Annotated in this window: 25 protein-coding genes and 1 riboswitch; of the genes, 13 read left to right on the forward strand and 12 right to left on the reverse strand. The window is 63.4% G+C overall.

Annotated features, from left to right (window positions below; all coding sequences use genetic code 11):
• Window positions 1-37: 37 nt before the first annotated feature.
• The 5 genes from FNB15_RS18395 to FNB15_RS18415 all read left to right on the forward strand — a co-directional run bounded on the left by FNB15_RS18395 (window position 38) and on the right by FNB15_RS18415 (window position 4,102).
• The gene (locus FNB15_RS18395) at window positions 38-280 is read left to right on the forward strand and encodes a hypothetical protein (RefSeq protein WP_144258116.1); all 243 of its coding nucleotides are present in this window, start codon (window positions 38-40) and stop codon (window positions 278-280) included.
• A gap of 114 nt (window positions 281-394) precedes the next feature.
• On the forward strand, window positions 395-1,024 hold the full coding sequence (locus FNB15_RS18400; protein WP_185973605.1) for a tetratricopeptide repeat protein: 630 nt from the start codon (window positions 395-397) through the stop codon (window positions 1,022-1,024).
• A 126-nt stretch (window positions 1,025-1,150) separates the two neighbouring features.
• Complete coding sequence (locus tag FNB15_RS18405; protein WP_185973606.1) at window positions 1,151-2,578, forward strand: TrkH family potassium uptake protein; 1,428 nt, start codon at window positions 1,151-1,153, stop codon at window positions 2,576-2,578.
• Between the two features lie 167 nt (window positions 2,579-2,745).
• Window positions 2,746-3,726: an MBL fold metallo-hydrolase gene (locus FNB15_RS18410; RefSeq protein ID WP_185973607.1), complete on the forward strand. Its 981-nt coding sequence runs from the start codon at window positions 2,746-2,748 to the stop codon at window positions 3,724-3,726.
• A gap of 64 nt (window positions 3,727-3,790) precedes the next feature.
• Complete coding sequence (locus tag FNB15_RS18415) at window positions 3,791-4,102, forward strand: ferritin family protein (RefSeq protein WP_144258120.1); 312 nt, start codon at window positions 3,791-3,793, stop codon at window positions 4,100-4,102.
• An 11-nt stretch (window positions 4,103-4,113) separates the two neighbouring features.
• On the opposite strand, the gene FNB15_RS18420 is transcribed toward FNB15_RS18415, so the two are convergent.
• Together FNB15_RS18420 and FNB15_RS18425 are read right to left on the reverse strand one after the other, a co-directional pair.
• Window positions 4,114-4,500: a RidA family protein gene (locus FNB15_RS18420; protein WP_144258121.1), complete on the reverse strand. Its 387-nt coding sequence runs from the start codon at window positions 4,498-4,500 to the stop codon at window positions 4,114-4,116.
• Between the two features lie 13 nt (window positions 4,501-4,513).
• Window positions 4,514-5,203 carry a DJ-1/PfpI family protein gene (locus tag FNB15_RS18425; protein WP_144258122.1) on the reverse strand — a complete coding sequence of 230 codons (690 nt, stop codon included), beginning with the start codon at window positions 5,201-5,203 and terminating at the stop codon, window positions 4,514-4,516.
• A gap of 32 nt (window positions 5,204-5,235) precedes the next feature.
• Window positions 5,236-5,316: riboswitch (ZMP/ZTP riboswitch) on the reverse strand.
• Between the two features lie 124 nt (window positions 5,317-5,440).
• Here FNB15_RS18425 and FNB15_RS18430 point away from each other — a divergent pair.
• Window positions 5,441-6,232, forward strand: a complete 792-nt coding sequence (locus FNB15_RS18430) for an aldolase (protein WP_144258123.1) — start codon at window positions 5,441-5,443, stop codon at window positions 6,230-6,232.
• Window positions 6,233-6,256: 24 nt separating this feature from the next.
• Here FNB15_RS18430 and FNB15_RS18435 read toward each other — a convergent pair whose 3' ends face one another.
• Complete coding sequence (locus FNB15_RS18435; RefSeq protein ID WP_144258124.1) at window positions 6,257-7,351, reverse strand: sensor histidine kinase; 1,095 nt, start codon at window positions 7,349-7,351, stop codon at window positions 6,257-6,259.
• Between the two features lie 198 nt (window positions 7,352-7,549).
• Complete coding sequence (locus FNB15_RS18440) at window positions 7,550-9,115, reverse strand: UxaA family hydrolase (RefSeq protein ID WP_221932677.1); 1,566 nt, start codon at window positions 9,113-9,115, stop codon at window positions 7,550-7,552.
• 188 nt (window positions 9,116-9,303) lie between these two features.
• Between FNB15_RS18440 and FNB15_RS18445 the strand changes: the two genes are divergently transcribed.
• Window positions 9,304-10,275, forward strand: a complete 972-nt coding sequence (locus FNB15_RS18445; protein ID WP_144258125.1) for a LacI family DNA-binding transcriptional regulator — start codon at window positions 9,304-9,306, stop codon at window positions 10,273-10,275.
• A gap of 281 nt (window positions 10,276-10,556) precedes the next feature.
• Window positions 10,557-12,395 (forward strand): methyl-accepting chemotaxis protein, encoded by a 1,839-nt coding sequence (locus FNB15_RS18450; RefSeq protein ID WP_144258126.1) that lies wholly within the window; start codon window positions 10,557-10,559, stop codon window positions 12,393-12,395.
• Here FNB15_RS18450 and FNB15_RS18455 read toward each other — a convergent pair.
• Entirely contained in the window at window positions 12,392-13,024 is a 633-nt protein-coding gene (locus FNB15_RS18455; RefSeq protein WP_144258127.1) for a trimeric intracellular cation channel family protein, read from the reverse strand. The genes FNB15_RS18450 and FNB15_RS18455 overlap by 4 nt on opposite strands.
• A gap of 55 nt (window positions 13,025-13,079) precedes the next feature.
• Window positions 13,080-14,993 carry a DEAD/DEAH box helicase gene (locus FNB15_RS18460; RefSeq protein WP_144258128.1) on the reverse strand — a complete coding sequence of 638 codons (1,914 nt, stop codon included), beginning with the start codon at window positions 14,991-14,993 and terminating at the stop codon, window positions 13,080-13,082.
• 346 nt (window positions 14,994-15,339) lie between these two features.
• On the opposite strand from FNB15_RS18460, the gene FNB15_RS18465 reads away from it, so the two are divergent.
• Together FNB15_RS18465 and FNB15_RS18470 are read left to right on the forward strand one after the other, a co-directional pair.
• Window positions 15,340-15,642 (forward strand): hypothetical protein, encoded by a 303-nt coding sequence (locus tag FNB15_RS18465; RefSeq protein ID WP_144258129.1) that lies wholly within the window; start codon window positions 15,340-15,342, stop codon window positions 15,640-15,642.
• A 1-nt stretch (window position 15,643) separates the two neighbouring features.
• The gene (locus FNB15_RS18470) at window positions 15,644-16,561 is read left to right on the forward strand and encodes a transglutaminase family protein (RefSeq protein ID WP_246068727.1); all 918 of its coding nucleotides are present in this window, start codon (window positions 15,644-15,646) and stop codon (window positions 16,559-16,561) included.
• 15 nt (window positions 16,562-16,576) lie between these two features.
• Here the strand turns inward: FNB15_RS18470 and FNB15_RS18475 are convergent, their stop codons facing one another.
• The 3 genes from FNB15_RS18475 to FNB15_RS18485 all read right to left on the reverse strand — a co-directional run bounded on the left by FNB15_RS18475 (window position 16,577) and on the right by FNB15_RS18485 (window position 18,009).
• The gene (locus tag FNB15_RS18475) at window positions 16,577-17,005 is read right to left on the reverse strand and encodes a DUF6455 family protein (RefSeq protein ID WP_144258131.1); all 429 of its coding nucleotides are present in this window, start codon (window positions 17,003-17,005) and stop codon (window positions 16,577-16,579) included.
• Between the two features lie 118 nt (window positions 17,006-17,123).
• Window positions 17,124-17,585 (reverse strand): hypothetical protein, encoded by a 462-nt coding sequence (locus FNB15_RS18480; protein WP_144258132.1) that lies wholly within the window; start codon window positions 17,583-17,585, stop codon window positions 17,124-17,126.
• 1 nt (window position 17,586) lies between these two features.
• Window positions 17,587-18,009 carry an acyl-CoA thioesterase gene (locus FNB15_RS18485; RefSeq protein WP_144258133.1) on the reverse strand — a complete coding sequence of 141 codons (423 nt, stop codon included), beginning with the start codon at window positions 18,007-18,009 and terminating at the stop codon, window positions 17,587-17,589.
• Between the two features lie 104 nt (window positions 18,010-18,113).
• On the opposite strand from FNB15_RS18485, the gene parE reads away from it, so the two are divergent.
• On the forward strand, window positions 18,114-20,084 hold the full coding sequence (gene parE / locus FNB15_RS18490; RefSeq protein WP_144258134.1) for a DNA topoisomerase IV subunit B: 1,971 nt from the start codon (window positions 18,114-18,116) through the stop codon (window positions 20,082-20,084).
• Between the two features lie 3 nt (window positions 20,085-20,087).
• Entirely contained in the window at window positions 20,088-21,287 is a 1,200-nt protein-coding gene (locus FNB15_RS18495) for a GGDEF domain-containing protein (RefSeq protein WP_144258135.1), read from the forward strand.
• On the opposite strand, the gene FNB15_RS18500 is transcribed toward FNB15_RS18495, so the two are convergent.
• Both FNB15_RS18500 and FNB15_RS20995 read right to left on the reverse strand, forming a co-directional pair.
• Entirely contained in the window at window positions 21,284-21,982 is a 699-nt protein-coding gene (locus FNB15_RS18500) for an alpha/beta fold hydrolase (RefSeq protein WP_144258136.1), read from the reverse strand. The two genes, FNB15_RS18495 and FNB15_RS18500, sit on opposite strands and share 4 nt — an antisense overlap.
• 29 nt (window positions 21,983-22,011) lie before the next feature.
• Window positions 22,012-22,554, reverse strand: a complete 543-nt coding sequence (locus FNB15_RS20995) for a hydrolase (protein WP_185973608.1) — start codon at window positions 22,552-22,554, stop codon at window positions 22,012-22,014.
• A 133-nt stretch (window positions 22,555-22,687) separates the two neighbouring features.
• Here FNB15_RS20995 and FNB15_RS18510 point away from each other — a divergent pair, with 133 nt between their 5' ends.
• Window positions 22,688-23,869, forward strand: a complete 1,182-nt coding sequence (locus FNB15_RS18510) for a GGDEF domain-containing protein (RefSeq protein WP_144258138.1) — start codon at window positions 22,688-22,690, stop codon at window positions 23,867-23,869.
• Window positions 23,870-23,899: 30 nt separating this feature from the next.
• On the opposite strand, the gene FNB15_RS18515 is transcribed toward FNB15_RS18510, so the two are convergent.
• Entirely contained in the window at window positions 23,900-24,736 is an 837-nt protein-coding gene (locus tag FNB15_RS18515) for a universal stress protein (protein ID WP_185973609.1), read from the reverse strand.
• Window positions 24,737-24,810 lie beyond the last annotated feature (74 nt).

The following is a 24,810-nucleotide window of genomic DNA, read 5'->3' on the forward strand; positions in this document are numbered from 1 at the left end:
GGGAGTATATTCGCCTCACCCTAAAGGGGAGGATGCCATGACCAAGCAAAAAACCATCGCCACCGCCGCTCTCGCCGCCCTGTTCAGCCTCGGCCTTGCCGGCGCAGCCTTTGCACAGGCCACTCCAGCCGCGCCGCCTGCCAATGCTCAGAAAGGCCAGGCGATGAAGGATGACAAGGCAGCGAAAGACAAAGCCGCCAAGGACAAGAAAGCCCAGGGTCAGAAGAAGGGCATGGATAACGGCAAGAAAATCGGGATGGACAAGAAAAAACCCAGCTAGCCCTGTTACCCCGTTTCTGTTTTTTCACCTTCCGCCGGTACGCCCCACCCCCTATCATTGGCTTGGGTTGGGTGCGGCAGGTGATGGTGTGATATGCGGGCGGGGTTCAAGGCTGTGGCTATTCTGGCGCTGCTGCTGACCGGCGGCTGCGCGAAAGATTTCAACACCACGAATACAGCGCGCTACCACGATGCCGGCACGCGCGCCGAAGCAGTGCGTGACTTCCCGCAGGCAGAAGAGTATTACGGCCGCGCACTGGTCTGGGCCGGCACCGAACACGTGCCCGCCTCGCTGCTCTCGCTCACCATGTACAATCTTGGCCGCATGAAGGGCCATGCCTGCAAGTTCGACGAAGCGCGCGAACTGCTGCTCACGTCGCTGGCACTGGAAGAGTCCACCTCCGGCCCGTCCAGCGCGCAGGTCTCGCGCCGGCTTTTTGAACTGGGGCGGCTCTACTACGATCGCCGCCTCTATGCCGAGTCGGTGCCTTACTATGCCCAGGGCGTCGCCATGGTGCGCCGCCTGAAGCTGGAAGCGGACGAGCCGGTCACCTTCACCGAGGCGCTGCAGGACTATGCCAATGCGCTGCGTGAGGCCGGCGACCGGCGCCTGGCCGACAGCCTGAGCGGAGAGATCACCGCGCGGCGCAACCAGGAGGTCGGCACCCGGCCGCGCTACCTGATCGCCCGCTACAGCCCGTCCTGCCGGAACGGCCATATGCTGGTCTATAACGGCCGCGCCTGAGCGCCCCAGCACCTGTGGCCTGACACCGGGCCCCCTTGATTCTCCGGGGCGGCCCGACCACACTCCGCGCCGATGAGCAACGCCGTCGTCAGCCCGCAGAAGATTACAGTCCGACCCGGACCGATCATGTTTTTCGTCGGCGTCGTCAGCTGCTGTATCGGCTTTGCCATGCTGGCGCCGATGCTGGTCGACATCGCTGATGACCACGAGGACTACGCCGTCTTCCTGGTCTGCGCCACCGGCACGCTGTTCCTCGGCGCTGGCCTGGCCTTTGCCACTTACGACCGCGGCCAGAAGATCACCCTGAACGAGACGCTGCTGCTGCTGCCGGCCACCTGGCTGACTGTCAGCCTGGTGAGCGCGGTGCCCTTCATGCTGTCGGAACTGCAGATGCCATTGGCCGATGCGGTCTTCGAAGCTGTTTCCGGCCTGACCAACACCGGCTCCACCGTAATTGTCGGACTGGATGACCTGCCGCGCGGCCTGCTGATGTGGCGCTCGCTGCTGATGTGGATCGGCGGGTTTGGCGTCGTCACCATTGCCGTGCTGGCGCTGCCTTTCCTGCGCATCGGTGGCCTGCAGCTGTTCAGCCTCGACCTGTCGCCCAATTCCAGCAAGTTTCTGCCACGCATCACTGAAGTGGTGAAGCAGATCGGCGTTATTTACGCGCTCCTTACCTTCGCCTGCACTTTCGCCTTCTGGGTGGCGGGGATGAGCTTCTTCGATGCCATCAACCATGCCATGACGGCGCTCGCCACCGGCGGCTATTCCACCCACGACGCCGGTTTTGGCTTTTTCGAGAGCGCGGCCATCGAATGGGTGGCCGTCGTCTTCATGATGCTCGGCGCCATGCCCTTCGGCCTCTACATCCTTGCCACCTACGGCCGGCCCGAGATGCTGTGGCGTGACGAGCAGGTGCGCCTGTTTCTCGCCATTATTGCCGCGTCTACCGCGATGATCGCGCTGTGGCGGCTGGTGCATGAGGACCTTGGGGTCTGGGAAGCCATCCGCAGTGCCGCCTTTGCCGTGGTCGCCACGATCACGACCTCCGGCTTCACCGGTCACGATTACTCGCTCTGGGGCGGCTTTCCCGAAACGGTTGCCTTCCTGCTGATGCTGATCGGCGGCTGCACCGGATCGACGGTGGGTGGCATCAAGGTCTTTCGTGTTCTGATCATGCTCAAAACCCTGCGCATGCAGGTGCGGCGCCAGATTTATCCGCATGGCGCTTTCCGCGTCACCTTCAATGGCGACACGGTGTCTGATGCCATTCGCACTGGTGTCGCCACCTATATATTCACCTACCTGCTGCTGCTTGTGATGCTGATGCTGGCAATTTCGGCCTTCGGACTGAATTTCACCGAAAGCCTCGGTGCGGCAGCCACCGCGCTGGGTAACGTCGGCCCCGGCCTCGGCCCCAACAGCGGCCCCTGCTGCACCTTCAAGGAAGTGCCGGCCGGTGTAAAATGGCTGATGTCGTTCGGCATGTTGGCCGGGCGACTGGAAATCCTGATCCTGCTGATCCCGTTCAGCCGCTCTTTCTGGCGGAACTGATCCCCTCGGCAACTGACGTGACGGCCGTCACTGGCCGTTCACACACCCATCTTGCGGGCCCATCGGGGCAATCTAATCTCGTAAGCACCATGCGCCGCCACCTGCTCTCCCTGCCATTACTGCCACTCCTGGCACTGACCGGCTGCGCTTCCAGCACCGAGATACCGATGCCGAACAAGCCTGCCCATCACCTGGCCGACGGACGCTTCCGCAATCCCTATAACGACAATCCGCCGGCGCCAGCGACGCTCGGTGACCGAATTCCGTTTTTCTGGGGCATGATGTGGAAGGGCTTCGACATCGTGACGGTGCCCGAGGGCCATGTATTGCCTAAGGCCGAAGTCTTGGCCGGGCTGCAGCGCCATCATAACGCCGACAGCTACACCTGGCTCGGCCATGCTGCTTTCCTGATCAAACTCGGCGGCGCCACCATCCTGACCGACCCCTATCTGTCTGAGGTCGCCGGACCGTTCAATGCCTTCGGACCGAAACGCTACGTGCCGTCCGCCCTGTCACCGGCTGAGCTGCCGCCCATCGATATTCTGACGCTGAGCCACAATCACTACGACCACCTCGACCTGAAAGCTATCGCGGCGATTCCAAACAAAGACAGGATCAGCGTGGTGGTGCCGCTTGGTCTCGGCGTGTATTTCCGCGACTCCGACTATACCGATGTGACCGAACTCGACTGGTACGACAGCATCGAGCGCAAGGGTGTCCTCGTGACGGTAACGCCTGCGGTGCATTTTTCACGCCGCGGCCTGTTCGACGGCAACCGCACGCTCTGGGCCGGTTTTACCTATGCGGCCGGCGGCCGCAAATTGTATTTCTCGGGCGACACCACATATGGCACGGTCTTCCGCGAAATCGGCAGGAAGCTCGGCCCGTTCGACACCGCCTTCATCGGCATCGGCGCCTATGAACCGCAGACCATCATGCGCAGCAGCCACACCACGCCCGAACAGGCTGCCCAGTTGGCCCGGGATGTTGGCGCGCGGCGCGTGATCGGCATGCACTGGGGCACGGTTGTGCTCAGCAATGAACCACCTTTCGAGGCGCCGGACCGCCTGCGCGCGGGTGCGGCTGCCGCAGGCTATGCGCCAGGCGAAGCCGATGTGATGCCAATCGGGGCGACGAGAGCTTTCTGACCGGAACTTTCGCGGCCTTCCGCCATTTACTCCCAGCCTGCCCCAAGACGTCTGAGGAGTGCCCATGGCCAGCGAATCCCTGCATGCCCCACGCGAACGTCTTTCGAAAAAGACGATCTCGATGCATCACGCCATCGTCTCACTGATGGAGGAGTTGGAAGCGGTCGACTGGTATCGTCAGCGCGCCGACGACTGCGAAGACGAGTCGCTCAAAGCCATTCTGCTGCACAACATGCGCGAAGAGATCGAGCATGCCGCGATGGCACTGGAATGGCTGCGCCGCAACGACGAGCACTTCCAGGAACAGCTCAAGGAATACCTGTTCACCGAGAAGGACATCGTCGCCGCCGAAAAGACGGCGATGGGCCGGGAATAGATGAACCTGGGCTAGCCAGCCGCCACGATCTCCAGCTCCACCAGCCATTCCGGTACCAGCGTCTGCACCACGATGGCGGTCGTCGGCACCACGCGGCCCTTCAGTGCGGCGACACGCGCGTTCTGATTGGCCTCGACATAGGCCGGATCGCGCAGATAGCTGGTGATGCGGACGATATTGTCCACCGTCATGTCGGCGCTGGCCAGAATGGCGCGCAGGTTGTTCCAGATCAGCGCCAGTTGCTCGTCCAGCGTCTTGCCGGCCGCGCCGCTTTCATCCAGTCCCATCGTGCCGGCGACATAGAGGAAGCGTGACGGATTGCGCACTTCCAGCGCATGAATGTAGTCCGGCGTGGCGGCATAGACGCCTTTGGTCGGATTGCGGGTGATGGTTTCCATGGTCGTCACCCTTTCAGTCTGGCCCGTTAAGTCTGGCCAGGGCGCGGGCGTCGACCTCCTGCATCATGGTCGCATAGGGTCCGAGCTTTCCGCGTAAGCTTTCTACCGTTGCCGGATCGGCCGTGGCCGGCGACCCGCCATAGGGCGGCTGCGGCTCGTATTCGATCTGCAATTGGATTTCCCGCGCCGCCTGCTCGCCCGCCAGTGCCTGCACCAGCACCAAACCGAAATCGATCCCGGCCGTGACGCCACCTCCGGTCACGCGGTTGCGGTCGGTGACGACGCGTTCAGACACCGGTATCGCGCCAAACGTCGCAAGGCGTTCGATCGACATCCAGTGCGTGGTTGCGCGATAGCCTTTGAGCAGCCCGGCCGCCGCCAGTACCAGTGCGCCGGTGCAGACTGCCGTGACATAGCGGCAGCCCGGCGCCTGTGCGTTGAGGAACTTCAGCGTGGCAGCGTCTTCCATGACCTGAAGATGCCCCGGCCCGCCGGGAACGCAGACGATGTCGAGCTGCGGGCAGTCGGCATAGGTCGTGGTCGGCAGGATGGTGAGGCCGGCACTGCTGCTCTTCACCGGCTGCATATCTGGTGCCAGCAGGTGGCAGGTTGCGCCGGGCAGCTTGGAAAACACCTCCCACGGCCCGGTGAGGTCAAGCTGGGTCAGGTTCGGAAACAGCACAAAACCGATCTGCAGGGACATGACGGCCTCCCGGTTGGAACAAGGTCAGAATGTTTTGATGCCCAGGCGAGCGGCGCGGCAGAATCCGCGCTCCCCGGTGGAACCACCTTGTCTCGCCAGTCGCGCCGATGCGGCCAGTGTGATGGATGCGCCGCCACGCTTCAATCGTGGAATTGCACCGGTTCATTTTGGATTCCCGCTTTCGCGGAAATGATGAAAATGGGAAACTGCGGTGAAATTTTTTACCGGAGCCGCCCCATGGCCCATGCCTTCACGCCCGCCCCAGCCATTCACAGTGGCCATAACCGCCCGGACCTCGACACGCCGGAGATTCGCCAGGCCCGCATCGACCTTGCCACCTGCTTTCGCATGGCGGCAAGGCTCGGCCTGCATGAGGGTATCTGCAACCACTTCTCGGCCATGCTGCCTGGCCATGACGACCTCTTCCTGGTCAATCCCTACGGCTTTGCCTTCAGTGAGGTGACCGCCTCCAATCTGGTGGTCTGCGACTTCCATGGCAATGTCGTCGCTGGTCACGGTATCCCGGAAGCCACCGCCTTCTTCATCCATGGCCGCATGCACAAGAACGTGCCGCGTGCCCGCGTCGCGCTTCACACGCATATGCCGCATGCCACGGCTCTGTGCATGGTCGAAGGCGAGCCGCTGGCTTTCGCCGGCCAGTCGTCGCTGAAATTCTACGGCCGCACCAGAGTCGACCACGACTATAACGGCCTGGCGCTCGACAATACTGAAGGCGATCGCATTGCGGCCTCGGTGGGCGATGCCGACATTATTTTCATGATGCATCATGGCGTGATGGTGCTGGGCAAGACCATCGCCGAGGCCTGGGACGATCTCTATTACCTGGAACGCGCCTGTCAGGCCCAGCTGCTGGCCGAAAGCACCGGGCGAAAACTGAAGCCGGTGCCGAAACACATCGCGCAGGCGACCTATGAGCAGATGCGCGCTGGCGACGATGAGTCAGCCCGCCTGCATCTGCTGAGCCTGCAGCGCATTCTGGATCGCGAAGAGCCGGATTACAAATCCTGAGACATAGGCCGGTGCCCGCTGGTCCTACAGCACTTCCTCGGCACGGGCGGCGAGCTCTTCAAGCCGCAGTGGCTCAGCGCGGCCGGGCGTCAACGCGGGGAAGACCAACGTCACGGTAGTCCCCTCCCCCGGCACGCTGTGCAGATCGAGACGGCCGTGATTGAGTTCGACCATCGCCTTGGCCAGCGGCAGGCCTAGACCGGTGCCGACATGCTTACGACTCAGCATGCTGTTGACCTGACCAAACGGCATGAATGCGGCGCGGATGTCAGTCGCCGACATACCGATGCCGGTATCGCCAATCTCGACCACGGCCTCACCTGCTGCATTGCTGCTCAGCATGACCGTCACCTGCCCCTGCGGCGGTGTGAACTTGATCGCGTTGGACAGAAGGTTGATCAGGATCTGGCGCAACATCCGCTCGATCGCCATGATGTGCAGGCCCGGGGTAGCGATCTCGACCTTGACCTGAACCTGTTGCTGCGTTGCCAGTGGACGCAACAGGCGGATCGCCATTTCAATGCCGTCCTCCACTTCGATGGCTTCGGCGTCGCGGGCATCGAACCCGCCGGCTTCCAGCTTGGCCAGATCGAGCAGGTTGTTGATCAGGTCAAGCAGGTGCTGGGCGCTGTCGTTGATGTCGCCCGCGAATTCGAGGTAGCGCGCATTCTGCATCGGGCCGAAACGCTGATGACGCAGGATATCCGAGAAGCCGACGATGGCGTTCATCGGTGTGCGCAATTCATGGCTCATATTGGCGAACTGCGCCGCGCGGGAATTATTGACGTCCTCGGCATTGTGCAGGGCGATGGCCAGTTCGCGAGTCATCATCTTCAGCCGGTAGCGCGCGGTGCGCTGTGCCCGCAGCATCATCTGCGCATGCAGGATCACCGGCGTGGCGACCAGGATGGTGATGATGCCGCAGATCGTGAACATCTTGCCGTTCAGCGGCTGCGCAAAGATTTCGCCGCAGAGGACCAGCAGTATCTGTGTGCCGAGGGCGCAAAACCCCACCAGGATTGCCGTCGCAAGCGCGACATGGCAACGGCCGAGCCAGCGGTTGGCGGCATGCAGGTAGCGCAACAGGCGGGGCTGTTGTCTGGTCGCGGCAAAAAGCATGCCGGAGTGTAGAATCCCGGCCGCAACCGCAGCAGTATAAAAACAATAATCTGGGCCCTGACGGACACAGATTCCGGCCCTTGCCGCACTTAATAGTTGAAATCAGATTTCACCCTGCGGGTATCTGCCACCCGAGAGGCGCGCCGGATACTCACCCAGGCCAGTTAATTTTAACGATTGCCGACCAGGCTCCTTTCGCTACCCCACGATGCCGATCTGCCAGGGTACGAATTCGTGGTCGCCGACGCCGAGAAGCTCGCTCTTGCTCTTCTCGCCCGACGCGGTGCGCAGGATATGTTCGAAAATCTCCTGCCCCATTTCCTGCATTGACCTCGTGCCGTCGAGGATCTGGCCGCAGTTGATGTCCATGTCCTCTTCCAGACGACGGTACATCGGCGAATTGGTGGCAAGTTTCAGCGACGGCACCGGCTTGGCGCCAAAGGCCGAACCGCGACCGGTGGTGAAGGCGATGATGTTGGCGCCGCCGGCGATCTGCCCGGTGGCCGAACATGGGTCGTAGCCGGGTGTATCCATGATGACGAGGCCCTTGGTCGTTACCGGTTCGGCGTATTTGTAGACATCCATCAGCGGCCCGGTGCCGCCTTTCATGGATGAGCCGAGCGACTTCTCGAAGATATTGGCCAGGCCGCCAGCCTGGTTGCCCGGACTGACCACGCCGTTGATCTGCACGTCGCGACCGACGGCATAGACGTCTTTCCACCAGCGAATGCGCTCGATCAGCTTCTCGCCGACCTGTTGCGTCACCGCGCGGCGCGTCAGCGTGTGTTCGACGCCATAAAGCTCCGGCGTTTCAGACAGGATCGCCGTGCCGCCATGACGGACCAGGATATCCATCGCCGCGCCCAGCGCCGGATTGGCGGTGATCGACGAGAATCCGTCCGAGCCGCCGCATTGCAGGCCCACTGTAATGTGGCTGGCCGACACGGTGCTGCGCGTCACATCGTTCGCCTTGGGCAGGATGCGCTTCACGGCCTCAATGCCGGCTTCGATGGTCTTGCGGGTGCCGCCCGTATCCTGCATCACGAAAGTGACGAGGCTGTCGCTACGCTCCAGTCCCTGTTCTTCCATCAGGCCGCCGATCTGGTTGCGCTCGCAACCCAGGCCGATCACCAGCACGGCAGCCAGATTGGCATGGCGCACATAACCACCCAGCGTCCGGCGCAGCAGTTGCATCGCCTCGCCGGTCATCTCCATGCCGCAGCCCAGCGCATGGCTGAAGGCCACCACGCCATCGATATTCGGATATTCTGCCAGACGCTCCTCGGTGAAGTGCCGGGCGATGGCATGCACCACCGTGGCCGAGCAGTTCACCGTCGAGACAATGCCGACGAAGTTGCGCGTGCCGACCCGGCCATCGGGCCGCACGATGCCCTGGAAGGTGGCGCGCTGCGCCTCGGGTAGCATCTCCACCGCCCGGTAATCCTGGGCATAGGCATAGTCGCGGTCGAATTCGCGGAACTCGGTGTTGTGACTGTGCAGCATGCTGCCGGTCTGGATGTCGTCCTTGGCGAAGCCGACGGTGACATTGTACTTGCGGATCGGGTCACCCTTCCTGATGTCTTCGGCGGCGATCTTGTAGCCGGCCAGCGTCTTGTCGCGGATCAGGAAGCCGGGATGCCGGTTATCGCCTTCCACGGGGATGCCGGGCACCACATCGATGCGGGCGACGACGGTGTTGTCGTCCGGGTGAAGACGGATCACGGGCCCGATCAGGCGCTTGGCATGCAGGTCGATCATGGACATGGGGCGGACTCTGTTGCTGGTCAGAACTCGATTGATTTTACACCGGTGTGGGCTGGTCGTAAAAAATGTTACCGGTAACATGAAAGCCAAACCTACCGTCAAAAAGCGCGTTTGGCTATACTCGATTTGTGAAGAAGCCCGCTCAGAAGCTATCTAAGACCCGTACCGCAGTTGCGAAAACGCCGACGTTGGCCGATATCGCCGTCGAGGTGGGCGTTACGAAAATCACGGTTTCCCGCGCTCTGAACACACCGGACCAGCTCTCGCCAGCCACGCTTGAAAAGGTGCTCGCCGCCATCAAGCGCAGCGGCTACACCCCCAATCTGCTGGCCGGCTCGCTGTCGTCGAATCGCTCCAAACTGATCGTCGCCCTGGTGCCCAGCATCAGCGGTGCGATGTTCACCGCAACGATGCAGAATGTGGCCGAACACCTGCAGCAGCATGGCTATCAGCTGCTGATCGGCCAGGCCGGCTATGACGATGCGCGCGAGGATGCGCTGCTGGAAGCCGTGATCGGCCGCCGGCCGGACGGCATCATCCTCACCGGCATCGTACACTCCACCCAGGCGCGACAGAAACTGCGCGCCGCCCGCATTCCGGTGGTCGAAACCTGGGACCTGACTCAGAAGCCTATCGACATGCTGGTTGGCTTCTCGCATCCCGCCATCGGCAAGGCGGCGGCGGAATACCTGTGGCAGCGTGGCTGTCGCCGGCCAGCCATCATCTCGCCCGACGATCGCCGCGCCCGGCTGCGCGCCGAAGCTTTCACGACCTTCTATGCGGCCAGGAAGATTGCCGTACCGATCGTGGAGGCGCCCGCCCCCACTCCCATGGGCGACGGCCGCAGCGGGCTGGCTGCATTGCTGCATGACCATGCGCACATAGATGGCGTGTTCTGCGGCTCAGATAATCTGGCGCTCGGCGCGGTGGTCGAGGCGAAGGCGCGCGGCATTGCCGTGCCGCAGCAGTTGAAGGTGATTGGCTATGGTGACCAGAGCTATGGCAAGGATGCCGATCCACCGCTGACCAGCGTGCGGATCGATGGGGCTGCGATCGGGCGTATCGCGGCCGAGATGCTGATGGCACGCGCCGCCGGCCAGACCCCGAAGAAAAAAGTCGTCGATGTCGGATTCGCCATCGTGGAGCGCGCCAGCGCCTGAGTCGCGACTTCAATCTGGGTCATCATACGAGTATACACGCGATTACTACCCGCACGCCTCAACCACAAGTATTCGATGCAATAAACCATAAGTAATCAGATACACCCCAAAATCATTCAAAATAAAACTTCAAGTAAAAAAACATTAAGCACGAAGATTTCACTCATCCAAAAAACGTTTTTCTGCGAATAATCCGCATACGCTGATTTCTCGAGAATCAACGTTTCAAAAAAAGAACCACTGGCAATGACGCTGGTGATGTGCAGAAAAAGGATGCGTTGATGTTTCAGTTTTCCACGTCGCCCTCAGCGAATGATCTGCGGGCGCAGTTCGCGGCTATCAACCGCGCTCAAGCCATCATTGAATTCACGCTGGATGGCAAGATTCTTACCGCCAATGAAAACTTTCTCAGCGCCATCGGCTATTCGCTGGTCGAAATCCAGGGCCAGCATCACGGCATGTTCGTGACGCCGGAATATCGCGCCAGCGCGGAATATAAGGCCTTCTGGGCCAGGCTGGCACGCGGTGAGTATGAGTCCGCGCAGTACATGCGCATCGCCAAGGGTGGCCGGGAAATCTGGATCCAGGCCAGCTACAACCCGATCTTCGACAAGCGCGGGCGCCCGTATAAAGTCGTGAAATTCGCGACAGATATCACCGAGCAGAAGCTGACCATGGCCAATTACGAAGGCCAGCTCTCGGCCATCGGCAAATCGCAGGCCGTGATCGAGTTCAGGCTCGACGGCACCATCTTGACCGCCAATCCGAATTTCCTCAGCTGCATGGGCTACAGCCTGGATGAGGTGAAGGGTCGTCATCACAGCATGTTCGCACCGCCCGGCGTGAGCGAGAGTGCGGAATACAAGGCCTTCTGGGCCAAGCTCGGTCGCGGTGAATTCGATGCCGGCCAGTATCGTCGCGTGGGCAAAGGTGGCACGGAAGTCTGGATTCAGGCCAGCTACAACCCGATCATGGATGCCGCGGGCCGCCCATATAAGGTTGTCAAATACGCCACCGACATCACCGCCCAGACCAAGGCCGCGCAGATGCAGCAGCTGGCCGTGCGGCAGGTGGGCGAGGTGGTGGAAGCCACCAAGGCGAACGATCTGACCCGGCGCGTTTCGCTGGACGGCAAGACCGGCGACACCCGCGCGCTATGCGAAGGCGTGAACGATCTGGTCGTCGCCATGAGCGCCATCATCGGCAACCTGCGCACGACGTCGGCGACTATCGCCGCCGCCTCGGCGGAAATCTCCACCGGCAGCCAGGACCTCGCGCAGCGCACGGAAAGCCAGGCCGCCAGCCTGGAAGAAACCGCCGCCTCCATGCATGAGGTGACGCAGACCGTGAAGATGAATGCCGACAATGCCCAGGCCGCCAACCAGTTGGCCAGCGCGGCACGGGACACCGCCGAAAAGGGCGGCACCGTCGTGCAGAATGCGGTGGCCGCCGTCAGCGAGATCGAGAACAGCGCCCAGAAGATCAGCGACATCATCGGCCTGATCGACGAGATCGCTTTCCAGACCAACCTGCTCGCCCTGAATGCTTCCGTGGAAGCCGCACGTGCGGGCGAAGCCGGCAAGGGCTTTGCCGTCGTGGCGCAGGAAGTGCGTGCCCTGGCCCAACGCTCGGCCAACGCATCGAAGGACATCAAGGCGCTGATCCAGACCTCGAACAGCCAGGTGAAGACCGGCGCCACGCTGGTCAACCAGGCCGGCCAGTCGCTGACCGAGATCGTCGGTGCGATCAAGAAGGTGTCGGATATCGTCGCCGAGATCGCGGCCGCCAGCCGCGAACAGTCGAGCGGCCTTGAGCAGATCAACACCGCGATCGCCAGCATGGATGAGATGACCCAGCGCAACGGCGCGCTGGTCGAGGAAACCTCTGCTTCCGCCCAGTCGCTGTCGAACCAGGCCCAGGATCTTGCCGGTCTCGTACAGCGTTATCGCCTGGACGACAGTGTGTCACCCGCCCCTGCTCCGGCAGCCCGGCCGAAGACGACAGTTCTCACGGTGAAGAGCAACGGCGCAGCCCGCCCGACTGTCACGCCACGGCCGGCACTCAAGGTCGTGCCGCAACAGCCCAAGACGGCCAACGCTGGCGAGTGGGAAGAATTCTAAGCGCGCGGGCCGTCGTCAGTTTCTGACGGGGGCGCGGCAATGGCGATCTGCCAGTTGTGGCGGATCGCCAGCACCCGCAGCACGAAGCACAGCAAACCGCCCGCAATCATGCTGATATGCGGCGGCACAGCCAGCAACTCTCCGGCCACCACGATGGCAGCGCCGGCCAGCGCCGCCACCGCGTAGACTTCGGCGCGCAGCACGGTGGGGATTCCGGCCAGCATAATGTCGCGCACCATGCCGCCGCCGATGCCGCTCAGCACACCCAGCATCGCGGCGGCCAGCGGATTCATGCCAAACATCAGCGCCTTCTGCGTGCCCAGCACGGCAAACAGCGCCAGACCCGCAGCGTCGAAGAGTTGCACCGGATGCTTCAGCCGCTCGATCAGCGGATAGCGGAAAAACACGATCAGGGCGGCCACGCCGGCAATCACCGGATAGGCCCAGTCGCGGATCGCCACCGGCGGCAACGCGCCGATCAGCACGTCGCGCAGGATGCCGCCCGCCGCCGCGGCGGCAAAACTCAGCACCAGCACGCCGAACAGGTCGAGCCGCCGACGCACGCCGGCCGTCGCGCCCGAAAGCGCGAACACGAAAGTCCCGGCGAAGTCGAACAGGGTCAGGAACATGGCATCCGCAGCCTGATCGTGATCAAGGTGGCTGGCGCCGGTCGTGCAGCCCCGGTCAGGGCTGCTTTTTTTTCGGTTTCGACCAGCCGGACTTGTTTGTAGCAGGCGCACGGTCGGGCTGGAACTCTCCGCCTTCGCTGCGTTCCTTCTTTTTCCACGGCGGCTTGCCGCCCGGCTTGAAGTCGCGCGGTTTGCCCTCGCCGGGTTTACCGCCGCTGGCCGCGCGTTGCTGGCGGAATTCGTGTTCCGGAATCCAGGCCTTCTTTTCGCGCTGCGGCGAGGCGGTTTCCGGCGGCGGGCCATCGGCGCGCGTGATGCTGATCTTCTTCTCGCCGGTGCCTTCGCGCTCCACCGTCTGAATGAAGCGTTCGGCTGCGGGGGCCGCGATCTCGAACAGGCTTTCGGTATGGAAGATCTTGATCGATCCGACATCGTTGCGCGTGACATGGCCGACGCGGCAAATCAGCGGCAGCAGCCAGCGCGGTTCGGCATTCTGCTTGTGGCCGGCATTGATCTTGAACCAGCTGCCGCCCAACCTGCCCCTGCCCGGGCCGTCCGAGGCAAGGCCGTCGCGCGGCGTCTTCCGGCCGTAATTCGACTGTTCCGGCCCCCGGTCATTCTCGGCGGCGACATCCAGCAGCTCTTCCGGCGCAGGACGGTTTTTCTGCTGCAGGCGCAGGAAGGCGGCGGCAATCCGCTCGGCGCCATGCTGTTCGATCAGCTGGGCGGCAAATGTCTGCTCTTCAGCGGTCAGTTCGCCCTGCAGCGTCTCGTCGTTCAGGATGCGCTTGCGATCGGCGGCCTGGATTTCCGTGGCCGACGGCGGCTGGCCCCAGGTGGCGTCGATATTCCGCTCGCCCAGCAAACGCTGCATGCCGCGCCGGCGGTTATGCGGCACCAGCAGCACGCAGAGGCCCTTGTTGCCCGCTCTGCCAGTACGACCTGACCTGTGAAGCAGTGTCTCACTGTTGGTCGGCAGGTCGGCATGCACCACCAGTTCCAGACCGGGCAGATCGATGCCGCGTGCCGCCACGTCGGTGGCGACGCAGACCTGGGCCCGACCGTCACGCATCGCCTGCAGGGCATGCGTGCGCTCGTTCTGGCTCAGCTCGCCCGACAATGCGACGACTGTAAACCCACGATTTGAGAGGCGCGCGGTCAGGTGTGTCACCGCCATACGCGTGCCGCAGAAGATAATGGCGCTTTTGGCGTCATGGAAACGCAGCACGTTGATGATGGCATTCTCGCGCTCGTTCGGCGCCACCATCAGCGCGCGATAGGCGATGTCGCCATGGCGCTCGGTCGCACTCGCGGTAGCGATGCGGATCGCATTCTTCTGGAACCGCGTGGCCAGTTGCGCGATCGGCTTGGCCACGGTGGCCGAAAACATCAGCGTGCGGCGCTCGGACGGCGAGGCATCGAGGATGAACTCAAGGTCCTCGCGGAAACCGAGATCGAGCATCTCGTCGGCTTCGTCGAGCACGACAGCGCGCAAGGAACCGATATCCAGCGCGCCGCGTTCGATATGATCCTTCAGGCGGCCAGGCGTGCCGACCACGATATGCGCGCCGGCATTCAGCGCCTGGCGCTCGGCTCGCATGTCCATGCCGCCGACACAGGAGACGACGCGGGCATTGGTCTGTTCATACAGCCAGGCCAGTTCGCGGCAGACCTGCAGCGCGAGTTCGCGCGTCGGCGCGATGATCAGCGCCAGCGGCGGCATCCAGCTGCCCGGACGGAACGGCTCGAAGCCGTCCGATCCCTGCAGCAGCGTCGGTGCGATATTGAGGCCAAAGGCGACGGTCTTGCCCGAACCGGTCTGCGCCGAGACGAGAAGATCGGCCTCGGCATGTTCCGGCGCCAGCACGGCGGCCTGCACAGGGGTCAGGGTGGTATAGCCGCGCGCGGTGAGCGCCGCGGCCAACGGCGAAACGGCACCGGCAAAGGCGGCGCCAACAGACTCAGTCATGTCTACTCTAACTTTCAGGAGATGCGGGGTTCGGCGGTCAATGCAGCGGCCCACCCAATGTCACAGGGCCGATCAGGGAATGGCGATCATCCTGCGCCGGCCCTGCTGGGGCGGGTTTTAGGGGCGAAACCCGGATTCGTCAACCGCAGGGCGCCCCCCTGTGACAATTGGGCACTTTACCGCGGGAAACGGGGCACCGATTGACCTTGCGGCCCGCCCCGGCAAGGCAGACACTGTCGCCAGACGACTCCTGACAATCAAACCGCACTCCAGCTCGCATGGGGTCCACAGCAGGGCAGCACCTCGCTCTGCTGCGGCACCGATTGTGCTTATGAAAGCCCGCCTCATGTCCAGCCGCAGTACAGAGACCACCGTCACCTTCCTGCATGCCTTCCATATGAAGGGGCTGGAACAGCCGCAGCCGGCTGGCACCTACCTCGTGGTGACCGAGGAAGAACTGCTGGATGCCCTGTCCTTCCCGGCCTGGCTACGCACCGGCACGCAGCTGCATCTGCCCGCCATCGGTCTGCCGGCGTTGTCGCGTCAGGCAATTACCATCGATCCGGACGACCTGTCGGCCGCACTGCTGGCGGATGGCCCGTCCCGCACCGCGCCGCCTGCCGCCTCGCCGCATCCGGGCGGGCACTGAGATGCAACTGCGCATCCATCATCGCACCATCTATCTTTACAGCCGGCCGGTCGATCTCGGCCCGCATCGCCTGATGCTGCGGCCACGCGAAAGCCCGGACATGCGGCTGCTGTCCTTTGCGGTCAGCACCTCGCCGCCGAGCCTGTTCGGCTGGAGCCAGGATGTCTATGGCAACAGCGTGGCGCGCGCGCTGCCGATGTGGACCGCCGACAGCCTGATGATCGACTGCGAAATCCGCGTCGACAACCTGGCCCTCGCCAACCCGACGCTGAACATCGCGGCCGAGGCAACCTCCTACCCCTTCCGCTATACCGACACCGAGTGGAACGATCTCGGCCACCTCACCCAGCCGCTCTATGCCGATCCGCACGGCGAGCTGCGTGCCTGGGCGCAAGCGTTTGTCGCCGCGTATCCAACCGGCACACTGGCGCTGCTGCTCGACCTCAATGCCGGCGTCGCGGATGCCGTCGCCTATCAGAGCCGGCATGGCGACGGCACGCAGACGCCGCTGGAAACCCTGCGGCGCGGCTGGGGCTCATGCCGCGATTTCGCCGTGCTGATGGCGGAAGCCGCACGCCAGCTGGGATTCGGTGCGCGGCTGGTCTCGGGCTATCTCTATCTGCCGGATCTTGATCCTGGTCTCGATGCCGGGCCGGCCGATGCGACGATGCCGGCCACCGGCGCAACGCATGCCTGGATCGAGATCTATCTGCCCGGCGCCGGCTGGGTGGCTTTCGATCCCACCCATCGCAGCTATGGCGGCGCCAACCTGATCCCGGTGGCGGTGGCGCGCGGCATTGCAGACCTGCCACCAGTGGAAGGCAGCTTCACCGGCACGACCGGCGACTATATCGGCATGCATGTGGGCGTAACCGTCTCGGCGCCGGCGGCGCAGCACGGCATGATCCGCAGAACCTGAAACCCGCCGTCGGGACTACTTGCGGTAGCCGCCGCCCTGCATCTCGCGCAGCACCTCAAGTTCCTCCCGGTTCGGGCAGAAATATGGCAGCGCGGCGTCATCCCGCGCTTCCGCCGGTACGCTGAGCCAGTCGCGACATTCAGAACGTTGCCTGCAAAGGGCGCAGACACGCTGCAGATCCGGCAAGGCGCCCCGCATGGCTGCAGTCTGCTGCAGATCGCCACGACGCAGCAATTCGTCCAGTTCGGCGGTACCGCCGCTTTCGGCGATCAACGTGCCGACATCGCCTCCACTGAGTCCAAGATCCTGCGCCACCCGTCGGCGTTCGCATCCGTCGAGCGACTGCCACTCACGCAGGCGAGCGGCGCGGCAAAAGGTTTCCTTCACATCGTCCAGCAAACTGCCGACAACGCTGCGCTCGCCCGGTTTCCTTGGTTCGTTCATGGCCTGCCTCCTCGCCTATGAATACGAATGAAGGCTGTATCCAATCGTGTGGAAGCTCTTTGTCCTGGATCAACGATGGCCACCTTTAGTCCAGACCATTCGCTCCCCCGGACCACCGTCACCCCGGCTTCGCCACCCGCAGGAAAACCTCGCCGACCAGCAGATGGCTCACCTCGCCCCCGGCATCGGTCAGCGGCAGGATCAGCCGGTCGTATTGCAGGATGCGCGGCCCGTCCCAGCGCGTGATGCTGACATGGAAGGCCTCGCGCTGCTCGAGCGCCAGGTCGAGATGCTGACGCACCACCGGGCGCGTCTCGCGTGTGACGCCGTCGGCATCGGGCTTCAGCGCCGCCGTGCGGCGATACTGCTCGCCCATCGCCAGATAGGCATAGCGGCCATCGCCTGCCACCTCGAGGATGGCGAGGTCGGCCGGCCCGGGCAGCGCATGCGGTTCCGGCAGCGCATCGAAGCCGGCCATCGCCTTGTCGCCGCGCGCCTCGTCATACCAGACCTTCAGCGCGATCAGCGCCGGCGCGACGATCTCATCGGCCGCATAGTGACGCGTGCTGCCGTTGGTCACGTCACTTCCCTTCTGCCGGCACCGGACGCGACTTGCCGTTTTCATCGATGGCGACATAGGTGTAGACGCCCTCGGTCACCTTGATCTCGGTGGGATCGAGGCGGCGGGCCACGATGGTTTCCATTTTTACCGCCATCGAACTGCGGCCCACACGGATGACGCGGCCGTAGATCGAGACAATATCGCCGACCTTGATCGGCTGGTGGAAGGTCATCGCATCCACCGCCACGGTGACGACGCGGCCCTGGGCGCGACGTGCCGCGACGATGCCGCCGGCGATATCCATCTGGCTCAGTACCCAGCCGCCGAAGATGTCGCCGTTGCCGTTCATGTCGGCCGGCATTGGCGCCGAGCGGATCAATGGCTCGCCGCGCTCCGCGACAGTAAGCTCCCTGGCCGATTCGCCTACCGATTCTTTGCCCATGCGAACCTCTATATTCCTACCAGATGTTGGTTGTTTCCCGGGTGTGGCCTACTATACTGCGGCGCAAATACGAGTCACCCCTTAATCTTAAATCCGTGAATAGTATGAACGACTTGTTCCAGACGGGAAGCAAGGGCGGCAACGATTACACCGCCAAGGACATCGAGGTTCTCGAGGGTCTGGAGCCGGTGCGTCGCCGGCCCGGCATGTATATCGGCGGCACCGACGAGCGCGCCCTGCACCACCTCTTTGCCGAAGTGCTCGACAACTCGATGGACGAGGCCGTCGCCGGCCATGCCGACCGCATCGAGGTGTCGCTGCTGGAAGACGGCAGCTTGCGCGTGACCGATAACGGCCGCGGCATCCCGATCGACAGGCACCCCAAGTTCAAGGACAAGTCGGCGCTCGAGGTCATCCTCACCACGCTGCATTCGGGCGGCAAATTCTCCGACAAGGTTTATTCCACCGCGGGCGGCCTGCATGGCGTCGGCATCTCGGTGGTGAACGCGCTGTCTGACCGCCTCACCGTCGAAGTCGCCCGCGACAGGGAACTGTGGAAGCAGGATTACTCGCGCGGCGCGCCGCAGGGCAAGCTGGTCAAGGTCGGCGCTGCCCCGAACCGTCGCGGCACAGCGGTGATCTTCCATCCCGACGAACAGATTTTCGGCAAGGGCGCACATTTCCGCCCGTCGCGCATTTTCAAGATGGCGCGCTCGAAGGCCTATCTCTATCCGGGCGTGAAAATCGTCTGGTCCTGCGCGCCTGAGCTGCTGACAGGCAGCGAGGAAGTCACGCCGCAGGAGGCCGTGCTGCATTTCCCCGGCGGCCTGCAGGATTACCTGTCCGAACAGCTGGAAGGCCAGCAGACAGTGACCCCGACGCCGTTTGCCGGCCGCGCCGATCTGGCCGGTGGACGTGGCAAGGTGGAATGGGCCATTCACTGGCCGCAGGATATCGATGAAGGCTGGCTGCAGTCCTACACCAACACGGTGACGACGCCGGAAGGCGGCACGCATGAGGCCGGCTTCCGCACGGCCCTGCTGCGCGGTCTGAAGGATTATGCCGAGCTGGCCAACAACAAGAAGGCCGCGCAGATCACTGCTGACGACATTCTTGGTGCCGGCGCGGCGATGCTGTCTCTGTTCATCAAGGATCCGCAGTTCCAGGGCCAGACCAAGGACAAGCTGGTCACCGTGGAAGCGCAGAAGCTGGTCGAGACGGCAATCAAGGACCATTTCGACCACTGGCTGGCCGGCGCGCCGCAGCATGCCAACGCGCTGCTGACTCGCCTGATCGAACGCGCCGAAGACCGCCTGCGCCGCCGCGCCGAAAAGGACGTCAGCCGCAAGTCGGCCACACGCAAATTGCGTCTTCCCGGTAAACTCGCGGACTGCGCTGATGAGGCCGCCAACGGTTCTGAAATCTTCATCGTCGAGGGTGACTCGGCCGGCGGTTCGGCCAAGCAGGCGCGCGACCGCCGCACCCAGGCCGTGCTGCCGCTACGTGGCAAGATCCTGAACGTGGCCTCGGCCGCCTCGGGCAAGCTGGCCGCCAACCAGGAACTGGCCGACCTGATGCTGGCGCTGGGCTGCGGCACCGGTGGCAAGTATCGCGACGAAGACCTGCGCTACGACAAGGTCATCATCATGACCGATGCCGATGTCGATGGCGCGCATATCGCCTCGTTGCTGATGACCTTCTTCTTCCGCGAGATGCCGAAGCTGATCGAGCACGGCCATCTCTATCTGGCGCAGCCCCCGCTCTATCGCCTGTCCGCCGGCGGCAAGACTTTCTATGCGATGGACGATGCCGATAAGGACAAGCTGATCAAGCAGCATTTCGGTACGCGCAAAGTTGAAATCAGCCGCTTCAAGGGTCTGGGCGAAATGCCGCCGGGCCAGTTGAAGGAAACCACCATGAACCGGAAGAACCGCGTGCTGCTGCGCGTGCAGGTGCCGGTGGAGGAGGCCCGCGAGGCCGACGATCTGGTGGAGCGCCTGATGGGCCGCAAGCCGGAACTGCGCTTCCAGTTCATTCAGGAACGTGCCGCCTTCGCCACCGATATCGACGTCTAGCCGATGTCGGATTTCATCAGGGCCAACGACCTGCCGGTTATTGCCCTGGTGACGTTAGCTCTGCTGGGGATCAATGTCCTCGTCGGTGTCTGGGCCAGCATCGTGCATCCACGCGAGGAAGGCCCGGCGACCTGGGCGCTGGCCAATGTGCTGTTTGCCACCAGCGTTTCGGTGCTGATGCTGCGTGTGCCGCAGCAGGAGCCCTCCGTGGCCCTGTTCGGCAACGTCGTCATCGTCGTCAGCTATCTGCTGATGTGGTTCGGCTTCCTGCGCTTCCGCTTCCGCACGGTGCCATACTATCCGGCCGGCATCGGCCTGCTTGCCTATGTGACCGGGTTTATATGGTTCCTGTTCGCGCAGCCCGACATCGTGGTGCGCGTTAGCCTCACGGCCGGCACGATCGCTCTGCTCTGTGGCCTGATCACCTGGACCATGCTGTATCGCATCGAAGCCGGCCTGGTGCAGACCCAGGCTTTCATCGGCATGCTGTTCGGCGCCCTGGGCATGCTCAATCTGCTGCGCGCGGTGGCCGCCGCGACCGGCGCATTGCTGCCCAGCGATTTCGGCGGCGGGCCGCTGGGGGCCGGTATCTTCGTACTGCCTACCATCGCCTCGCTGCTGGCGGCTGCCGCCTGCATCCTGATGCTGAACCAGCGGCTGCAGCAACGCCTGCATGTCAGCGCGCAGACCGACCCCCTCACTGGCCTGATCAACCGCGGCATGCTCGACGATCTCGGCCGAAAGGAAGTTGCCCGGGCCAAGCGCCATGCCTACGGGTTGTCAGTGGTGCTGATGGAGATCGATCATTTCGATGCGATCAACAGCACGCATGGCTACGATACCGGCGACATGGTGCTGCGGCGGATTTCCGTACTGGCCACCGCCAGCCTGAGGCAAGAGGATTTCATTGCCCGGCTGGACCATTCTGGTTTCGCAATGCTGTTGCCCAGCACGCGGATGGCCGGTGCCCAGCAGATGGCGGAACGGTTGCGGCTGGAGATTGCTGACGCCGTCATCGAAACGGGTGGCGAGCCCCTGTCGCTGACCGCCAGTTTCGGTATCGCCGCCTTCGGCCTGCACAGCGAAGACTGGACTGAAATGGTGCAGCGCGCCCAGACCGCGCTTTATCGCGCCAAGACCGATGGCGGCAACCGCATCGAGATCGCGGTGCTCAGCGACACATTGCTGGAACGTTCAGCCTAGGCGGCAAGCCACGTCTTCAATGCGGCTGCCGTCTCGTCGGGCTGTTCCATCGGCGGCAGATGGCCGCAATGATCCAGCACCACCTGCACGGCATTGGGGATCAGCAACGCCATTTCGTCATGCAGTTCCAGCGGCGTCAGGGCATCCTGCCGGCCGCAGAGCACCAGCGCCGGCACCTTGTAACCTTTCAGGTCCGGGCGGCCATCGGGCCGGTTGATGATGGCGGTCTGCTGGTTGGTGAAGCCGTCGCTGCCAATCTCGACCGCCATATCCATCAGCCGGTCGACGATGGCTTTGTTCGTCTGGTTGTCGGGATGCAGCAGCAACGGCAGCAGTCGCGGCGTCACGCCCTTGAAGTTGCCGATCTTGCCAAGGTTTATCAGTGCCCGGCGGCGTTCGGTCTGCTCCGGCGTATCGGCACGGGATGAGGTATCCATCAGGCAGATACGCGTCACCCGCTGCGGCGCCTGGCGCATGATCTCCTGCGCGACATAACCGCCCATGGAGAGACCGCAGAGCGCAAACCTCTCAGGCGCCTCGTCGAGCACCAGGCGCGCCATATCGCTGAAACTGTCCATGCGGAAATGGCTTGTAGGTACAATGCACTGCGCAACTTCAGAAAGGCGCGCGATCTGCTCACGCCAGAAGTCTTCGGTCTGCAGCAGGCCGGGGATCAGCACCAGCGGCTCACGCATGAAACGGTCCTTTCAGCATTGCGAAAAAATCACCTGATCAGGCCTGACAATGTCTTGAAAGCCGGATGAGATGCCGTGCCCAGCCATTCGAAAATGCACATTTCGGTGGTCACCAGCGTGATGCCAGCCGCCGCCATGCGATCGCGCGCCACCATCGCACTGTCGGGATGGCGCGAGGAGATTGCATCGGCGACGACCGTCACGCGAATACCCGCGGCCGCCATATCGAGCGCGGTCTGCAGGACGCAGACATGCGCCTCGACGCCAGTGATGACGGCCGCCGGTCGCGACACCTTCTCGATATGCGCGCGAACGGTGTCGTCGCCCCAGGCGGAGAAGTGCATCTTTTCCAGCGTCGGACTTTCGCCGGCCGCAGCGCGAATTTCCGGCACCGTGCGCCCCAGTCCCTTGGGATACTGCTCGGTCAGCAAGGCGGGAATCTGCAGAATATTCGCTGCCTGCAGCAGGATTCCCGCATTGCGCTGCACGCGCACGCCATCATGGATCGCCGGTAGCAGGCGATCCTGGATATCGATGGTGATCAGCAGGGTCTGATCGGCGGTCAGCAGCATGAGTGCGGGAATCCTTGCGCTCCGGATGAAAATAGGGCCTGACCTTGGCAAATACCACCGCGCGAGCCGGCCAGCGTTGCTTTTTAGCGCACCTACAGTGCAAAATTGACCACCGTCCGCTTTCACAGTAGCCATGACTCTCGATACACCCACAGTCGCATTCGTCACCGTTCTGGTCGTGTGTCTGCAAGGCGGAATTCTCACCGCTCTCTGGCTGATCCATCGCGACATGCGAGGCATTGGCTTCTGGGCCGTCGGCGCGCTGGTCGTCGCGCTGGGCGTGCTGGGAGCTTTCCTGCGCAGCGACTCCCTGCCCTCCGCCGCCCTGGCAGCTGCCAATATCGCGATCGTCACCGGCCTGACCATCACATGGTGGGGCGTCGATGCCTTCTTCGGACGTCGCCCCGGCTACGGCCTCGGCCTGGCCATCCTCGCGATCACTGCCACCGGGGTTGTCTATTTTATCGTCACCGAGAATTCGCGTGCCCGCATCATCTTCCTGCTCGGCATTTTCGTCTTGATGGCAGGATTACGCCTTTACAGCCTGCTGCGCGAGGTGACTCCCGGCACGCGCTTTTCACAATTCCTGACCAGCATGGCGCTGGGCGCGCAGGCCATCTATTACCTGGTGCTGGCGACCACCGTGTTCAGTCTGCCGCCGGTCGAGAAACCGCTGGCGCAGGTTCCCTTCTTCGGCTGGCTGTTCCTGATCCCGATGCTGCTCTCGATCGTGGTCGTGTTCGGTATCGTGCTGCTGGTCAACCAGACGATCGCGACCCGGCTGAAGGAATCGGCGCGCCGCGATGCGCTGACCGAGGCGCTGACCCGTCGTGCCATGGAAGAAATGGCGGAACATGAACTGGCGCGCAGCCGGCGGCATGACCTGCCGCTCAGCCTGCTGCTGCTCGACATCGATCATTTCAAGCTGGTCAACGACCAGTATGGCCATGCTGCCGGCGATGCCGCATTGCGTCAGTTCGCCTCCGCCGTGCGCGGTTGCCTGCGCCGCGAGGATGTCTTCGGCCGGCTCGGCGGCGAGGAATTCTGCGCGTTGCTGCCCAGCACCGCGGTAGGCGGCGCCGCGCAGCTCGCCGAACGCATTCGCCAGTCGGTCGCCAACCTGGCGGTCGAGGCCGGTGGCAATCGTCTGTCGCTGAAGGTCAGCATTGGTGTCGCCAGCCTTGGCGACCATGCCGGCAGCTGGGACGAACTGGTCAACCAGGCAGACCGCGCGATGTATGCCGCCAAGCGCGCCGGGCGCAACCGCGTGATCGTCGGCAATGCCGAGCCGGCGTCGGCAGAACAGCCCGGTTAGTTGCTCAGCAAGCCTGGTTGCTGAGTAAGACTAGTTGCTGAGTAAAACTGGCAGCGTCATGTTGCCCAGCACGGTTTCCGTCACACCGCCGAACACCATCTCGCGCAGGCGCGAATGGCCGAAGGCGCCCATCACCATCATGTCGCAGCCGCGCGACTTGGCTTCGTTCAGCAGCGCCTGCCCCACCTTGGCGCCATTGGGGGCGATCACCGCGCTTTCCAGCCGCAGGCCGTGGCGCTGCAGGTGGTCGGCGATTTCCGCCAGCGCGGCACGCCCCTTGCGCTCGGGACCGAGCGTGATCAGATGCACCATCTCGGCGCCGCGCAGCAGCGGCATGGCGTCATGCAGCGCGCGCGCCGCCTCGCGCTTGCCGTTCCAGGCCACCAGAATGCGGCGGCCGAGATCGGGCTGGCTGCCGGCATAGGGCACCGCCAGGATCGGCCGGCCGGCCTGCAGCGCCAGTTCATGCGGCAGCACATCCGTGCCGTAGGGAATGCTCGCCGGGTCGCTCGGATTGGGATCGGGCTGGCCGACGATGGCGATGTCGCTGCAGCGTGCCGCCAGCCGCAGCGCCTCCACCGGCGCCAGGTCGCTGCTGAGCCAGCGATGCTCGATGCCAGCGGCTGTGCAGGTGGCGAGGAATTCCTCCTTGGCGCCGACCGAGGCTTTCTGCGCCTCGTCCATCTGCTTCTGGATCAGCTCTGTCGGAATATACTCGCCCATATAATAAGGCACGTTCGGCGGCGGCACCGTGTACAGCCCGCTGATGCGCGCGCCAAAGCGGCGCGCCATAGCGATGGCAATCTGCGTGCGCGCAGCATTGCGCGGGTCAAGCGTAAGATGAACCACGATATCGCGGTAACTCATCGCGCGGCCTCCTGTGTTATGGCCGTGCCGCTTATCCCCCGGCAGCATCGACCCGTCTTTATCGGAAGTGCAGA

This window comes from Ferrovibrio terrae (genome assembly GCF_007197755.1).
GTDB lineage: Bacteria > Pseudomonadota > Alphaproteobacteria > Ferrovibrionales > Ferrovibrionaceae > Ferrovibrio > Ferrovibrio terrae.